The following is a 14,651-nucleotide window of genomic DNA, read 5'->3' as shown; positions in this document are numbered from 1 at the left end:
GGGCGGGGTTTGCGGGGCCACTGGCGGCAATGACGGACCAGACCGCACCCAGACGCCGGGCCGGGGGGCGCAAATCGCGTCATCAGCACCGGGCCACCGGCGCGCCGAACCCTGCCCCGCCCGGGCAGCGGGGCGGGCAATACCGCCCGCTGAGCGAGGCCCAGATCGTCAGGATCTACGACACCGCATTACGGCTTTTGTCGGATCTGGGGATGGGCGAGGTGCCGGCCCGGCTGGCGGGCGATCTGCTGCGCGCGGGCGCCGAGGCGCGGGGTGATCGCGTGGTCTTTCACCGTGCGTTGGTCGAGGATGCCATCGCGGGTGCGGCCAAACGGTTCTGGCTGCACGGGATCGACCCCGACCGGTCCATCGAGGTGGGCGGCGAGGCAGTGCATTTTGGAACCGGTGGCGCGGCGGTCCAGACCCTGGATATCGAGACGCGGCTTTACCGCCCGTCGACTTTGCAGGACCTGCATGATTTCACCCGGCTTCAGGACCGGTTGCCCAATGTCAGTTGGTTCACCCGCTGCTGCGTGGCCACCGATGTGCCGGAGGTGTTCGATCTGGATATCAACACCGCCTATGCGCTGGTGCGCAACACCACCAAACCGATCGCCACGTCCTTTGCCCTGGCCGAGCATGTGGCGCCCATCGTCGGGATGCTCGATATCGTGGCCGGCGGACAGGGCAGGTTCGCCGAACGGCCCTTCATGAAGGCCCATATCAGCCCGGTGATCTCGCCCCTGCGCTATGGCGAGGATGCGGTCGATGTGGTCTATGCCTGCATCGATCACAAAATCCCCGTCTCCTGCATCACGGCGGCGCAATCGGGGGCCACGGCGCCTGCCCCGCTGGCGGGGTTTCTGGCGATGTCGCTGGCCGAGACGCTGGCGAGCCTCGTGATGGTCCATGCGATCCAGCCCGGATACCCGATGGTGTTTTCGAACTGGCCTTTGGTGATCGACCTGCGCACCGGCGCCTTTGCGGGCGGCGGCGGCGAGGTGGCGGTGATGAACGCGGCCTCGGCCCAGCTCTCGAACTGGCTGGGGCTGCCGTCGGGCGTGGCCTCGTCGATGACGGATGCCAAGGCGATTGACGCGCAATACGGCGCCGAAAAGGGGATCGCCGCGCTGGCTGCGGGGCTTGCGGGGGGTAACCTGATCTATGAAAGCTCAGGCATGACAGCCTCGCTGCTGGGGGCGAGTTTCGAGGGGTTCGTGCTGGATAACGAAATGCTGGGCACCGTCTATCGCGCGCTGCGCGGCGTCGAAGTGACCGACGAGACGCTGGGGTTCGACACGATCTGCGACGTGGTGCGCGGCGAAGGGCATTTTCTGGGCGCGGGCCAGACGCAGGACGCGATGGAGCGCGATTACCTCTACCCCCGGCTTGCGGATCGCCAAGACCCCAGGACCTGGGCCGAGCGCGGCGCGCTGACCGCCTGGGACCGGGCGCGCGACGCGGTGCGCGCGATCCTCGACGAGCATCACCCCGACCATCTGAGCCATGCACAGGACAGCGCGATCCGCTCAACCTTTCCCATCCTCCTTTAGGGTCTGGAACTGATCCCTGAGCCAGGGGGCGGCCTCAATCGTGGGTGAGATCATCCGGGTCCGCAGGAGCGGCACGATCTCGGCCCGCAAAAGTGCCGCCAGATCGCCGGGAAAGCTCTCGGGGTGGAACGACGAAATATAGCGCGAGAAACTGCCGCGCGGGATCGCCAGCGGGCGGATCTGATCGTGCAGCCGCGACAGCCGCGCATAGTTCAGCGCGGTGGTGATCGTCCAGGCGCCCCCGGTGGCGACGGTCCCCAGAATGGCGGCGGTGCTGTCGAACTCGCCTCCGTTTTTCAGCATCAGCTTACGGCGCGACAGTTCCGCATCGATGCGGCTGCGCATGAACTGGCCCGCGCCATAGTTGAGAAAGGCCAGCCCCGTGCGGTCGCTCAGATATTGTTCGGCGGTGAAACGGGCGGCGGCGGGCACCACCAACAGAAACGGGTCGGTCAAAAGCGGTGTTTCCAGAAGACGCCCGTCGGGATGGTCGGGGCGGGCCGCGATGCCGATATGGGCCTCGTCCCGCTCCACGATCCGGCGGACCTCGTGGCTGGGCCGGGTGAAAAAAGCGAACGTACAGTTTGGCAACCGCTGGCGCAGCGCATGGGTGAGGCCGGGAATGATGTCGGCGTCCAGATCCTCGATCGTGGCCACGCGGATGGTCTGCGACAGGGTCGACAGATCCGGCAGCGACAGCCGAAAAAGTCCCTGTTCCAGCGCCACAAACGCGGTGTCGATGGCCGCCACCAATGCCTCGCCCTCAAAGGTGGGTTTGATCGGGCGCTGGTTGTGGATCAAAAGCCGTGCGCCCACAGCCTCCTCAAGACAGCGGATGTGGTAAGAGACGGTGCTGGACACCAACCCCAGACGCAAGGCGGCCTCGCGGACCGAACCGCTGCGCGCCGTCTCGCGAAACGAAGTGAGCCATTTGAGGCTCAGATCATGCAGCTGGACCATGCGCCCGCCCTTGCCGTTACCCGATGCGCATCAGAGGGCAATGCGCCGCAACAATCCAGAGCTTTGGGTCAGGATCTTTTGGGCCCTGGCACCGTCGCAGTCTCTGGCGGGGCGGGTTTGGGCGGCGGCAACCCCACATCTTTGAGCTTTTTGAGCCGCTGGTGACGGGCGGAGCAGCTTTGGCACTCCGGCGTCTCCTTTGGCTCGGCCTTGGTCGTCGAAGGCTCCGCCTGAACGGTCGGCGCGAGGCTGAGCATGAGCGCAAGGAGCAGGGCGGATCGCAGCAGCATCGCCCTATCCCACCAAGGTATCGGGCGCGGTGGCGATGTAATCCCGCAAGGGGGCGGCGCTCTGATCGGGGTCGGTGGCCTCGCGCGCCAGAAACGCCAGGGCGGCGACCTCATGCGCGCTCAGAAACGACAGGCGTGCGCGATCCGCAGGCGGGCCCATCGCCTCCAATGCGCGGAAATCACGCAGATATCCCGGATAGCTCTCGGTCATCTCGGCCAGCAGGGCAGGCCAGTCGGCAGCGGTCGCGCGCGCCTCTGCCTGACCCGAGGCCACAAGGGCCGCAGTGTCGCGCGGGGTCAGGCCGTGCCGCGCGATCAGCGGAGTCACAGCTTCAGCCGCATGGCGTTCGACGCGCGCCAGCAGCGTCAGCTTATCCCGATGCGCTTGGTCGTCGAAGGCCCCGGCCAGTTCGGCGAAATAGGCCTCCCCCTCGATTTCTTCCTCGTAGTAGAGAAGCAGCGTCTCAAGATAATCTGGATGCATCGCCGCGCTCATTTCCAGCGCGCCAGCGCGCCACTGTCGAGGCCCACATCCACACGGTCATGTTTCAGCGGCACATCGATATCCACCTCTGCGTCCAGTTCCTGCGCATAGCGGTGCCCGGCATAGACGGCGGCCGCGATGATCGCGGGCGCCTCGCAATCGCCGATCCGTGTGAGGGTGAAGGGCAGACCGTCCGGCCCCGCCTCGGCCTGCACCGCATGAAAGAGCGCGTCATTGGGCCTGCGCGCCGTGACCATCACCACATTACGTGCCGCGACCGCCTTCTCCGCTCTGCTATAGGCGCATTCGAGCAGCGCCTCGGCGCCATCAAAGCCCATCACGGTCTGCGCGGTCTCGATCCGGATGCCCAGCGCCATCAGATGCGTGCGGATGCGCCAGCGCTCCGACGTGTTGCCGGCCCAGTGCGAGACGCTGTCGGAGGGTGTGACATAGGTAACCGCATGCCCCTCGGCCCGGATCCGTTCGGCCATGACACTGCCCATATAATAGCCGTCGCCGTCAAAGACGACCGTCGGCCCGTCCGGCAAGGTGCCATCCATGATGTCGTCGGGCGTGAACACGCGGGCTGCGGCCTCGCCGGTGGCGATGGGCAGATAGACCTCCTCATCAAAGCGGTCCGGGCGCCACCGCGCGCCGGTGGCGATGGCGACATGGTCTGCCTCCACCGCGAAGACATCCTGTGCGGCCAGGCGGCTTTCGCGGAAAATCTCCACATTGGTCATCTGGGTCAATTGCTGCTCGCGGTAATCGCGCACGCGGATATATTCGCTCATCCCCGGCAGGGCGGCCTCGCGGGTTATCCGCCCGCCGATCTCGCGCGTGGCCTCGGCCAGCATCACCTCATAGCCGCGACTGCCCAGCGCGCGCGCGGCCTCCAGCCCCGCGGCGCCTGCGCCCACGATCAGCACGCGTGCGTCGGAGCCCTTGGCGGTGATCACATCCGGATGCCAGCCGCGGCGCCATTCCTCGCCCATGGTGGGGTTCTGGGTGCAGCGGATCGGGATGCCCAGACCATCGCCGGAATAACAGATATTGCAGCCAATGCATTCGCGGATGGCCGACAGACGCCCGTCCTCGATCTTTCTGGGCAGGAACGGATCGGCGATGGAGGGGCGCGCCGCCCCGATGAAATCCGTGATCCCGCGTTTGACCTGGCTGACCATCGTATCGGGCGAGGTAAAGCGGCCCACGGTCACCACGGGCTTGGTGGTCACCGATTTCACCCATTCCATGTAAGGCTCCAACGCCGCTTCCTTGACAAAGCGCGACACGCCCATCTCCAGCGAGTAATCGGCGATATTGATGTCCCACAGATCCGGCAGCTCGGCGAGCATCTCCAGCATCTCGCGGCGTTCGCCATAGATCGGCTGGCCATCCTGGCCGATCTCTTCATCCGCCGAAAACCGCACCGCGACGGCGCAGCGGTCGCCAACGGCCTCCTTGGTCTCCTCGATCAGCTCGCGGGTCAAACGCAGGCGGTTTTCCAGGCTACCGCCATATTCGTCGGACCGGGTATTCATGCGCGGATTGAGGAAGTTCGACACCAGATAACCATGGGTCGCATAGACATAGACCACGTCGAACCCCGCCTCGCGCGCGCGCAGGGCGGCGCGCTTGTGCCAGTGGCGCAGGGTGCGGATGTCGGTCTTGTCCATCGCGCGGGTCTGAAACGGGTGCCCGGCCAGATTGGGTAGGCTGGCCACATCCATCGACGTCATCCGCGTCATCAGGTTGGCGCTGCGCGCGCCGCCATACCACAGCTCGGCCCCGGCAAGCGATCCATGCTCATGCACCGCATCCGTCATAAGCGTATGCGCGCGCACATCGCTGTCGTCCCAAAGCGCGGCCGAAGGGTGCGGCAGATCATCCGAGCTGGGATGGATGGAGTTGTATTCGGTACACACAACGCCCCAGCCGCCCTCGGCCTTGACCCCGCGCATCGCGGCAAGGGTGCGCGGGCGCATGTGGCCCATTCCCGTGCAATGGGGGACCTGAAAAAACCGGTTGCGCGCTGTTACGGGACCGATCTTGACCGGCTCGAAAAGGATGTCGTAACGGGGATCGCGGCTCATTTGTCGGTGCTCCTTGAAGTCAAAGCGTCTTTTCGCCGAAAAAGCCTACCGGGCTTTTTCGGTTCGGTGCGGTGTCGGTGATGACCTTCAGGTCTTAAAAGTCGGGCATGGCGAAATGCTCTGGAAAGATGCTGGCGAGAAAGGCAAGCACATGGTCCTGCGCGGTCTCGCGGGAATAGCTGCCGGGATAGGTCAGAATGTCGAGCCAGAGCCCGTCATAAAGCGACTCCAGCATATTGGCGATCTGGCGGGGCGGGATGCCATGATAGCCCCCCTCCTCGGCGATCTTCTCGCAAAGCTGGACACTGATCTCGAACCGTTCAGCGTCGATATCCTCGATCAGCTTGCGATAGACCTTGCGACGGCCCGCCTCGCCGTAAAACGCAAACCAAACGGCCAGCTTCTTGCGCGTGCAGATTTTGGGATGGAAATGCGCGCCCACGATCGCGCGCAGCTTGTCGGCCGCGCCCAGGCCCGCATCCTTGTAGCCTGTCTGCCAATGCTCGTGATGCTCGCGCGCAAGAAAGAGCAGCGTCTCTTCAAAAAGCTTCTGTTTGCTTTCAAAGTGGAAATTCACGATCCCCAGCGACAGACCCGCATCGTCCGTCACCGTGGACATGGTTGTCCCACCGATCCCGTATTTGGCGATGGAGTTGATCGTGGATGTGATCAACTGCTGGCGGCGCACCTCTTTCGAGGCGGTCCGGCGGGTGGGTTTCCCTGTCGGTTTCTGTGTCCTGAGGGTCTGGTTCATCTGTCTTTCCGATCACTGTCGATGACCGTGGATTTAGCCCGTTTCGTCCGCATCCAAAATCACAATCGCTTCCGGCGCCCAGGAGAGCCACATCGGCGCATCGCCCGAGATATCGGGCGCCCCGGTCATCCGGCCCAGGTTTTGGGTCGAGACCGCGATCGGCTGGTCCTTGCCCGCGATACTGACATAGTAATGGCTGCGCTCGCCCAGATAGGCGGCATTGCTCAACCGGCCTTCGACCGCGTGCAGGGCGCCTTCGGGTCTCGTCGGCGAGAGTTCGAATTTCTCCGGGCGCAGGGCCACCTGCACGGGCGCGCCATCGGGTTTGGTCAACTGATCCAGCGGCACCGGGATATGGCCCAGCCCCTCGGTCTCGACCGCGCCCATCGCCGCGCCGTTGCGGCGCACGGTGCCCTGGAAAAAGTTCATGTTGCCGATAAAACTCGCGACCTCACGGGTCTTTGGCGTCTCATAAAGCCCGGCGGGCGTGTCGACCTGCAACACCTTGCCGCCCGACATCACAGCGATGCGATCCGAGAGCGTCAGCGCCTCTTCCTGATCATGGGTGACAAAGACAAAGGTGATGCCCACCTGGCGTTGCAGCGCGCGCAGTTCCAGTTGCATCTGTTCGCGCAATTGCTTGTCGAGCGCGCCCAGCGGTTCATCCAGCAAAAGCACCTTGGGCCGCAGGATCAGCGCGCGGGCCAGCGCGATGCGCTGGCGCTGACCGCCCGAAAGCTCGGTCGCCTTGCGCTGGCCATAGCCGGGCAGCTTGATCAGCTCAAGCATCTCCTCGACCATCTCGTCGCGCTTGGCCTTGGGAAGTTTTTGTTTGCGCAGCCCATAGGCGATGTTGTCGCGCACATTCAGATGCGGAAAGATCGCATAGCTCTGGAACACCATATTGACGGGGCGGTGATGCGGCGGCACGTCCGATGTTGGCTGCCCGTCGATATAGATCTCCCCCGACGAGGTGCTCTCAAACCCAGCCAGCATCCGCAAAAGCGTGGTCTTGCCACAGCCCGAGGCGCCCAGCAGGGAAAAGAACTCCCCCTGTCCGATGTTCATCGACACGTCTTCAATGGCCTGAAAACTGCCAAAGAACTTGTTGACGTGTCGGATCGAAATGAAACCGTCAGACGTGGTCATGTCGGAACCGCCCCCTTTTTCATGTGTCTTTGTCCAGCCCCAGTCGCCCGATCCACTGCGCGACAAAGACCAGAATGAAGGAAACGAACAGGATCAGCGAGGACAGCGCCAGAACCGATGGAAATTCCTGCGGGAAGCGCAGTTGACCCCAGATATACATCGGCAGCGTCGGATCGGTCCCGGTCAGGAAGAACGCCATGATGAACTCGTCAAACGAGATGGTGAAGGTCAACAAGAGGCTTGCCACCACCCCTGGCATCACCATCGGGAAGGTCACGCGCCAGAAGGTCCACCAGCCGTTCTCCCCCAGATCGGCCGAGGCTTCCTCCATCGAGGGATCGAACCCCTCGAATCGGGGCAGGAGCGTGGCCACCGCAAACGGCAGGCACACGATCAGATGGCCCAGCGTCACGGTATAAAGCGACAGGGGCACGCCCATCCGGCTCATCAACACCAGAAGGGCCACCCCGAAGATGATACCGGGAATCACCAGCGGCATCATGATAAAGGTCACCAGCGCGCTTTTGCCCGGCATCCGATAGCGCGTGATCGCACGCGCCGCCACAACGCCTAAGATCGTAGAGATGACCGCTACGACGGCGCCGACCTTCACACTGTTCCACAGCGCGTTCCACACCGGCTGCCGGTTCCACAACTCGCCGTACCACTGGAAGGTGAAACCCTGGAGCGGGAAGCGCACATAGATCGAGTCGTTGAAGCTGAACATCGGAATGAACAGGATCGGCAGATAGAGCACGAACAAAAAGACCATCGCATAGATCTGCAAGGGCCGGTTCGGCCGCTTGATATAGGTGCCCTGATCGCTCATGCGATGCGCTCCTGTGCCTTGCGGGTGACGAACAGAAACACCAGCGCGATGGCCGAGATCCACAGCATTAGCACGATCGACAGGGTCGCCCCCATGGGCCAGTTGTTGATCGCGCCGAATTGGAGCTGGATGAAATTGCCGATCATCGCCCCGTCGGGCCCGCCCAGCAGCGCGGGAGTGATGTAATCTCCCGTTGTGGGGATAAAGATCAGGAAGGTGGCCGCGATGATGCCCGGCATCGACAGCGGCAGCGTGATCCGGAAGAACCGTGCCATGGGGCCGTCACCCAGATCGGTCGCGGCCTCCAAAAGCGATTTGTCGATCTTTTCCAGCGAGACATAAAGCGGCAGGATCGCGAAGGCCGCCCAGGCATGGGCCAGCGTGATGATCACCGCTGTTTGGGAATACAGCAGGAACTCCAGCGGCGCCTCGATAACGCCCACACTCATCAGACCGGAATTGATCACGCCCTGATAGCCCAGGATCACTTTCCACGCGAAAACGCGCAGCAGATAGCTGGTCCAGAAGGGCAGCGTCATCAGGATGATCCACATCATCTTGTTTCTGTGGACGTGGAAGGCGACATAGTAGGCCATCGGATAGCACAGCGCCACCGTGACCACCGTCGCCACGCCCGAGATCCAGAACGACCGCTGCAAAAGCGCGCCAAAGATCGGCTCGTTCCAGACGCGGGTATAATTGTGGGCGGTCAGCGTCGTGTCGAAGCCAAACCCTTCGCGGGTCCAGAAGCTCATCACCAGCAGGATCAGGAACGGCACCAGAATGCCGATCGTCATGATCAGCATGGTGGGCGACATCAACAGATAGCCACGCAGCGTTTCGTTGCGATGCAGAATGCCGGCGATCCGCCCGACCCTAGGCGGGGCGGCGGGCGCGGATCGCGCTTCGGTCTGGGACAGGGACGTGTCGGCCATCCAGGGTTCACTTTGACAATGAAGGATCGAAAAAGCCCGCCAGAGATGTCTGGCGGGCCGAGGATCGGTCAGTTCAGAACCCGGCCTTGATCTGCTCGAACGTCTCGTTCATGCGGGTTTCCCATTCTTGGGTCTGCGGGCGCTGCATGTGACCCGCTTCGAGGATCTCTTGCGGGTTTTTGGACAAGCCCAGACCCGCCAAAGTTTCTTCGTTGAAGGCATCAAAGGATTTTCGGTTGGAGTGGCCATAGCCATAGTCATTGATCATGAACTGGCCCGATTCGACGCTGAGAAGCGAATCGATCACGTCATAGGCGCGGTCCAGATTGGGCGCATCCTTATGCACCATCACCCCGCACACCCAGGTCAGCGCACCCTCCTTGGGCCGTGCGAACTTCACCGGCACACCTTCGGATTGCAGCAGCACGGCCGAGCTGTTCCAGGTCATCGCAGCGGCCATCTCACCAGAAGACAGAGCCTGCTCCAGCGTGGTGGTGTCATCGGTATAGACGCGGATCAGCGGGCGCTGCTCCCGCATCACGGCGGCGATTTTGGTGAACGCCTCTTCGGTGGCGATATCTTCCATCGCGACACCGGCCTTGATCGCGCCGCACCACCAGGCATCGCCGCCCGACGCCAGCGAACCAAGCCGACCCGCATAGCGCTTGTCCCAGAGCATGTCCCAGCTTTCCTCGCCCTCCAGTTCATAGAGGTCGGTGCGGTAGGTGACAGAGGTCTGGCCCCAATCGAACGGCGCCATCCAGACATTGCCGCCCTCGGCATCGTTGCCGGGCAGCGCCACCAGTTCGGGCATCACATCGGCCCAGTTCGACAGGCGCGATGTCTCGATGGGTTGAAAGAGCCCCGACTGCACCCAGCGCGGCATGCCAGAGTTGCACGGATGGGCCACGTCGACGACAAAGCCGCCGCGCATCTTGGTCAGCGCCTCTTCCGAGCCGCCGAAGATCGCGAAATTCGGAGGGGTGCCGTGCTTGGCCTCATAGGGCTGGAACAGCTCGGGGATGTCGTAGCCACCCCAGGTAAAGAACGTGGCCTCATCGTCCACCGACGCCATCGCGCGGCGCGAGGTGGCAGGCATTGTGGCCATCGCCACACCGGCAGCAAGCAGCCCTTTTGTGAATTTGCGGCGGCTCAGCTTGCCTTCGCGCACCGCGCCTAGTTGATCGACAACATCCATGAGTGTCAGTCTCCCCTGTTGGTTTGGCACCCGCCCGTGTTGGCCCGGACGGGGCGTCTTCGGATCGCTGGGACGGGTGTCGTTTTTTGCGTGATGTCCGTGCTGCCCGAATTCGCGGCGGCGACAGACTTATGGTGACAACCGATCCACTGAATGATCATTCAATCATTGAAACGATGCGCGAATCGAGTCAAGTCTTTTGCCAAGCCACCATCCGCAAATCGCGCATGCGATGAAAAACCGGGCATCAAGACCCGCAATCGACCCAAAGCGACCGCGCCATCAGGGAAGACATGATTATGACCACCGACCATCGCATCATTCGATTTGAGCTCGACGGCCCCGCCGGTCTGGAGCGGATGACGCTGGATCCGGACGATTTCCACACGATGCCCTCCGAGCAGAACGTGCATGTCTACTTTGAGGACAAGGAACTGGGGATGAGCGCAGGTGTGTGGGACACCACCACCATGCAGGAGGCGTTCGGCCCTTATCCGGGCGATGAATTCATTCTGGTACTGGATGGATCGTTCAAGATGCTGGACGAGAACGGCGGTGGCGTGTCCGCGACCAAGGGGCAAAGCGTGATCTTTCGCAATGGCGTCCCGGTCAGTTGGAAACAGGACGGCTATCTCAAGAAGTTCTACATCACCTACATGGATCCGCGTGCCGACATCCCCGAAGGTCTGAGTGCCGAGGGCGGTGTTCAGGCGCTCGACCCCGATTGCGTGCTGACGGATGACGATCTTTTGCCCGACACCAGCACGCCGCAGCGTGAGAAGATCTTTTTCGAGAATGACCACGGCAATTTCGAGGTAGGCTGCTGGGATACCCAGACGATGGACACCCCGGCCGAACCGTTCCCCTGGCACGAGTTCGCGCAGGTTCTGGAAGGTGAGGTGACCCTCACGGATGCCGATGGCACCGCCCATCACTTTGCAAAAGGCGATATCTTTTTCATCCCCGCAGGCACGGTCTGTGCCTGGACCGTCCCGACATACCTCAAGAAGTACTATGCAGCCCTCGATCCCAACATCCGACCCGGAGGATAAATCATGGCACATGAAATCGGACGCCGCGCGGTACTGGCCGGGCTGGCAATCGCAGGAGCAAACCCCCTCATGGCACAACCCCTTCCCACAAATCCCGATGTCGTGATCATTGGCGCAGGTGCGGCAGGCATGTCGGCCGGCAGAGAGCTTCAGAAACGGGGGATCTCCTTTGTGATCGTCGAAGCGGCGGACCATATCGGCGGGCGCGCCTATACCGAAAGCGCCACATTGGGTCAGCCGGTCGATCATGGCTGCTCGTGGATATCGGGATCGAACAACAACCCCTTTACGCAGATCGGCAAGGCAGGCGGGTTTACCATGGTCAACCACACCTCTGCCGGATCGGATCTTTTCGATCTGGATGGCAATCCGGCCAACGACGCGGAATGGGCCGCCTATGACCGCGCCTGGAGCGCGGTAGAGCGCGCGCTGTCGCGCGCGGGCAAGGCGGGCAAGGACGTCGCCGCCTCCACCGTGGTGCCCGACATGCCCTATTCCGCAACCGTGCAGTCCTGGATGGGTGCGATGGATTACGGGGTGGATTTCGACGGCGTCTCGACCGCCGATTACTGGGATTCCGCTGAGGACCAGCCAAGCTATCTAGTCAAGGAAGGGCTGGGCGCTGTCGTGGCCACGCTGGCCGAGGGCTTGCCCGTATCGCTGGGTACCACCGTCACGGCGATTGATCATTCCGGCCCCGGCGTCGCTGTGGAAACCTCCGCCGGGACGATCCGGGCCAAAGCCTGCCTCGTCACCGTCTCGACCGGGGTGCTGGCAGCAGGCAAGATCCGTTTCACACCTGAACTGCCCACGACGAAACAACAAGCGATCAGCGACATTCCCATGGGCCTATTGATGAAGGTGCCGATGATGTTCGACGGCGCACGGCTGGGTCTGGCCGAAAACAATTGGGTGACGTACCGTATCCCCGAGGACAAGGCGGGAGAAGCCTGTTACTTTGTTGCCTGGCCCTGCGGCCACGATTACCTCTTTGGCAATATCGGCGGTCGGTTCGGCTGGGAGCTGTCAGCGCAAGGCTCAGACGCGGTGGTCGATTACGCATTGGGAGAGCTGGTGCGACTGCTGGGCAGCGATACGCGCAAGCATTTCGTCAAGGGGTTTGCGACCGATTGGGCCGAAAACCCTCTGACATTGGGGGCCTATGGCGCACCGCGTCCGGGTGCGATTTCCGCGCGCAAAGCGCTGGCCGAACCGGTGGGCAACAGCCTCTTCTTCGCGGGCGAGGCGATGGGCGGCAGTGTCTCGGCCCTGGTCAATGGCGCCTATAAAAGCGGCAAGAAGACAGCCAAGGCCATGGCCAAGGCGCTGGCGTGACCCGGTTCGACACCTAGTCGTCCCCAAAAGTGAAGACCGCGTCATGGACCATGGCACAGACCTTGCGATGCAACCGCGCCATAGGCTGCGCTTGGGCCTTGATCACGGACCCTGCGGCGCAGGCCTGCGCCTGGTCGGGAAATGCGGTCATCGTGAGACCCCCTTTGTCGCGCTCCGTGTCGGTCGCGAAATCGCAGTCGGGCTGGCATGTCCTGGCCGGCCCGGCAGACACCGCCGGATCCGCAGCGACCAAATCCGCGGCAAAGGGCGCCCAGGCCGCGGCCAACCGCGCGCGCATGATCTGGGATATAAGATAAAGCTGCTTGAGAGGATGGGGTATTTTGTGACGCCCCCGCTTTGGGGAGTATGCTCAGCGACCCATGCCCGCAACGCATTGGGGCCAGCCCTGTGATCCCGAATGAACGCCCCGTGATCGCCAACAGTCTTTGGGCGGCGACGGCCAATCGGATACCGGACTATCCGGCCCTGACCGGCGTCCAGAACACGGATGTGGCAGTGATCGGCGGCGGGTATACCGGGCTGTCGGCGGCGCTGCACCTGGCCGAAGCTGGGGTGCGCGTGACGCTTCTGGAGGCCGAGCAACCGGGGTGGGGTGCCTCGGGTCGCAATGGCGGACAGATCAACCCAGGGCTCAAGGACGGGCCCAGCGGGATCATGGCCAAGTTCGGCCCCGAACAGGGCAGGCGCATGGCCGAGATGGCAGGCGATGCGGCCGATCTGGTCTTTGCGCTGATCGATACGCACCAGATCGCCTGCGATGCGGTGCGACCCGGCTGGATCCGCGCGGCCCATACCGAAAAGACGCTGCGCGATCTGCATGCACTGGCGGAGGATTGGCACACGCTGGGCGCGCCGGTCGATGCTCTGGACCGTGCGGCCATCACCCGGATCACCGGGACCGACACCTATCTCGGCGGGCTGATCGACCGGCGTGGCGGCAATCTGCACCCGCTGAACTATGCGCTGGGGCTGGCAGATGCTGCGGGCCGGGCGGGCGCTGTGATCCATGGGCAGTCCCCTGTTGACGCCATCGACCGAGACGGCGCGCGCTATCGCCTGAAAACCGTCCGGGGGGTACTTGGCGCCGACACCGTTCTGATCTGCACCAATGCCTATTCCGGCGATCTGGAGCGTCCCTTGGGAAGGTCGGTTCTGCCCGTCCGTTCGGTGCAGGTCGCTACGGCGCCGCTCTCGGACAACCTGCGCGCGTCTATCCTGCCGGACCGGCATGCATTGTCGGATGCGCGGCGGCTGCTGCTCTACTTTCGCCTCGACGCCGAGGGACGTTTTGTGATGGGCGGGCGCGGCACCTATAATGACGGCTCCACCCGGCGCCAGATCGCACGTCTCAAGGCCGTCACATCACAGCTTTTTCCGCAGCTCTCGGGAGTGGAGTGGCAGCATGCCTGGGGCGGGTTCGTGGCACTGACGCGCGATCATTACCCACATCTGCATGAGATCGCTCCGGGGTTGATGGCGGGGCTGGGATATAACGGGCGCGGCGTGGCGATTGCGACTGCGATGGGTCGCGTCCTGGCCCGCTGGGCATCGGGCACCCCGCCGAAGGATCTTGATTTCCCGGTGACACCCGTCGCGCCCCTGCCCTTTTCATTCGCGCGCACCCTGGCTGTGGAGGCGGAAATCCTACGCCTGCGCCTGCTTGACCAGCTGGGGCTTTGATGCCTGTGTTCTCAGACCGTAACCCGGTCGGAGGCGGCCCTGAACGCCACAAGATACTGATAAGGCCCTGGAAGACAGGCCCGCGACACTGGCCACGGGCAATTCGGCGAGTGTGAAACCGACCGAACAGACTTCCTCACGGTTCTGCGCCTCGCGGAATTGGCGTTGAAGGCCGGGGTGCCGCCGGGTGTCTTGAACGTCATTATCGGTATGAGACCTGAATATGGTGTGAACCGCGCCGGGTTTGCCGGAGGCTGATTGATCTTAGTTACGCGGCCATGTTTGCTCTTTCCAGGGCCGCGTAGACGTTTGCCTCGG

General features: G+C 63.1%; 13 protein-coding genes. 4 read left to right on the top strand and 9 right to left on the bottom strand.

The annotated features are described in order from the left end of the window. The first annotated feature begins 29 nt into the window (after positions 1-29). Positions 30-1,553 carry a trimethylamine methyltransferase family protein gene (locus tag HEP69_RS12130; protein WP_290558799.1) on the top strand — a complete coding sequence of 508 codons (1,524 nt, stop codon included), beginning with the start codon at positions 30-32 and terminating at the stop codon, positions 1,551-1,553. Here HEP69_RS12130 and HEP69_RS12125 read toward each other — a convergent pair. From HEP69_RS12125 to HEP69_RS12090, 8 genes are all read right to left on the bottom strand, one after another. Beyond that, positions 1,530-2,513, bottom strand: a complete 984-nt coding sequence (locus tag HEP69_RS12125; RefSeq protein WP_290558798.1) for a LysR family transcriptional regulator — start codon at positions 2,511-2,513, stop codon at positions 1,530-1,532. The genes HEP69_RS12130 and HEP69_RS12125 overlap by 24 nt on opposite strands. 294 nt (positions 2,514-2,807) lie before the next feature. Further along, the gene (locus HEP69_RS12120; protein WP_290558797.1) at positions 2,808-3,287 is read right to left on the bottom strand and encodes a hypothetical protein; all 480 of its coding nucleotides are present in this window, start codon (positions 3,285-3,287) and stop codon (positions 2,808-2,810) included. Positions 3,288-3,295: 8 nt separating this feature from the next. Further along, positions 3,296-5,380, bottom strand: a complete 2,085-nt coding sequence (locus HEP69_RS12115; RefSeq protein ID WP_290558796.1) for an FAD-dependent oxidoreductase — start codon at positions 5,378-5,380, stop codon at positions 3,296-3,298. 94 nt (positions 5,381-5,474) lie between these two features. After that, positions 5,475-6,134: a TetR family transcriptional regulator C-terminal domain-containing protein gene (locus tag HEP69_RS12110; RefSeq protein WP_290558795.1), complete on the bottom strand. Its 660-nt coding sequence runs from the start codon at positions 6,132-6,134 to the stop codon at positions 5,475-5,477. Between the two features lie 33 nt (positions 6,135-6,167). Then, the gene (locus HEP69_RS12105; protein WP_290558794.1) at positions 6,168-7,283 is read right to left on the bottom strand and encodes an ABC transporter ATP-binding protein; all 1,116 of its coding nucleotides are present in this window, start codon (positions 7,281-7,283) and stop codon (positions 6,168-6,170) included. A gap of 19 nt (positions 7,284-7,302) precedes the next feature. Beyond that, positions 7,303-8,112: an ABC transporter permease gene (locus HEP69_RS12100; RefSeq protein WP_290558793.1), complete on the bottom strand. Its 810-nt coding sequence runs from the start codon at positions 8,110-8,112 to the stop codon at positions 7,303-7,305. Then, positions 8,109-9,047, bottom strand: a complete 939-nt coding sequence (locus tag HEP69_RS12095) for an ABC transporter permease (protein ID WP_290558792.1) — start codon at positions 9,045-9,047, stop codon at positions 8,109-8,111. The genes HEP69_RS12100 and HEP69_RS12095 overlap by 4 nt, the downstream gene beginning before the upstream one ends. 73 nt (positions 9,048-9,120) lie before the next feature. Next, positions 9,121-10,245 (bottom strand): extracellular solute-binding protein, encoded by a 1,125-nt coding sequence (locus HEP69_RS12090; RefSeq protein ID WP_290558791.1) that lies wholly within the window; start codon positions 10,243-10,245, stop codon positions 9,121-9,123. A 299-nt stretch (positions 10,246-10,544) separates the two neighbouring features. Between HEP69_RS12090 and HEP69_RS12085 the strand changes: the two genes are divergently transcribed. Next, entirely contained in the window at positions 10,545-11,297 is a 753-nt protein-coding gene (locus tag HEP69_RS12085) for a cupin domain-containing protein (RefSeq protein WP_290558790.1), read from the top strand. A gap of 3 nt (positions 11,298-11,300) precedes the next feature. Next, the gene (locus HEP69_RS12080) at positions 11,301-12,632 is read left to right on the top strand and encodes an NAD(P)/FAD-dependent oxidoreductase (protein WP_290558789.1); all 1,332 of its coding nucleotides are present in this window, start codon (positions 11,301-11,303) and stop codon (positions 12,630-12,632) included. Positions 12,633-12,645: 13 nt separating this feature from the next. On the opposite strand, the gene HEP69_RS12075 is transcribed toward HEP69_RS12080, so the two are convergent. Next, positions 12,646-12,783: a hypothetical protein gene (locus HEP69_RS12075; RefSeq protein ID WP_290558788.1), complete on the bottom strand. Its 138-nt coding sequence runs from the start codon at positions 12,781-12,783 to the stop codon at positions 12,646-12,648. A 215-nt stretch (positions 12,784-12,998) separates the two neighbouring features. Between HEP69_RS12075 and HEP69_RS12070 the strand changes: the two genes are divergently transcribed. Continuing rightward, positions 12,999-14,333, top strand: coding sequence for an FAD-binding oxidoreductase (locus HEP69_RS12070; protein ID WP_290558787.1), 1,335 nt, complete (start codon positions 12,999-13,001; stop codon positions 14,331-14,333). The last annotated feature ends 318 nt before the right edge of the window (positions 14,334-14,651 follow it).

Origin of the sequence: Aestuariivita sp., assembly GCF_021404545.1 — a bacterium.
Taxonomy (GTDB): Bacteria; Pseudomonadota; Alphaproteobacteria; order Rhodobacterales; family Rhodobacteraceae; genus Aestuariivita.
The sequence above is the reverse complement of the archived record's forward strand: the minus strand, read 5'-3'. Positions and strand labels throughout refer to the sequence as shown.

Coding starts and splice junctions, on each gene's coding strand:
- HEP69_RS12130 (WP_290558799.1), top strand. CDS start 30: ATGACGGACCAGACCGCACCCAGACGCCGGGCCGGGGGGCGCAAATCG.
- HEP69_RS12125 (WP_290558798.1), bottom strand. CDS start 2,513: ATGGTCCAGCTGCATGATCTGAGCCTCAAATGGCTCACTTCGTTTCGC.
- HEP69_RS12120 (WP_290558797.1), bottom strand. CDS start 3,287: ATGCATCCAGATTATCTTGAGACGCTGCTTCTCTACTACGAGGAAGAA.
- HEP69_RS12115 (WP_290558796.1), bottom strand. CDS start 5,380: ATGAGCCGCGATCCCCGTTACGACATCCTTTTCGAGCCGGTCAAGATC.
- HEP69_RS12110 (WP_290558795.1), bottom strand. CDS start 6,134: ATGAACCAGACCCTCAGGACACAGAAACCGACAGGGAAACCCACCCGC.
- HEP69_RS12105 (WP_290558794.1), bottom strand. CDS start 7,283: ATGACCACGTCTGACGGTTTCATTTCGATCCGACACGTCAACAAGTTC.
- HEP69_RS12100 (WP_290558793.1), bottom strand. CDS start 8,112: ATGAGCGATCAGGGCACCTATATCAAGCGGCCGAACCGGCCCTTGCAG.
- HEP69_RS12095 (WP_290558792.1), bottom strand. CDS start 9,047: ATGGCCGACACGTCCCTGTCCCAGACCGAAGCGCGATCCGCGCCCGCC.
- HEP69_RS12090 (WP_290558791.1), bottom strand. CDS start 10,245: ATGGATGTTGTCGATCAACTAGGCGCGGTGCGCGAAGGCAAGCTGAGC.
- HEP69_RS12085 (WP_290558790.1), top strand. CDS start 10,545: ATGACCACCGACCATCGCATCATTCGATTTGAGCTCGACGGCCCCGCC.
- HEP69_RS12080 (WP_290558789.1), top strand. CDS start 11,301: ATGGCACATGAAATCGGACGCCGCGCGGTACTGGCCGGGCTGGCAATC.
- HEP69_RS12075 (WP_290558788.1), bottom strand. CDS start 12,783: ATGACCGCATTTCCCGACCAGGCGCAGGCCTGCGCCGCAGGGTCCGTG.
- HEP69_RS12070 (WP_290558787.1), top strand. CDS start 12,999: ATGCTCAGCGACCCATGCCCGCAACGCATTGGGGCCAGCCCTGTGATC.